This is a genomic window from Dawidia cretensis (assembly GCF_018598175.1).
In the GTDB taxonomy this organism is placed as follows: Bacteria; Bacteroidota; Bacteroidia; order Cytophagales; family Cyclobacteriaceae; genus Ohtaekwangia; species Ohtaekwangia cretensis.
Genome location: NZ_JAHESE010000250.1, coordinates 1 through 242 on the forward strand (window position 1 = coordinate 1; position 242 = coordinate 242).

The 242-nt window shown below is 37.6% G+C and carries 1 pseudogene; it reads right to left on the reverse strand.

The features are described from left to right. Positions 1-242 (reverse strand): annotated as a pseudogene (locus KK062_RS30535) (hypothetical protein); the annotation flags it as partial.

Genomic DNA, 242 nt, shown 5'->3' on the forward strand with positions numbered 1-242 from the left:
GTATTAGCTTTCACAGTGCCATTCAATCCAAAACTTCCGCTGTGCTTTTCTTTTTCATGATCAATAGAAACATCTACTACATTACTAATCAAGTTGAGTGACAATGCAGGTCTCTCGCTTCTTCCTGCTCTTCGTATATCATACTCTTCTCGTTGATTATACTGTCCTCCATAGAGAAAAGTAATTCTCCCAAGCCCCTTTAATTTACTAAACGCACTTACCTTGATTAGATGATGATGGAT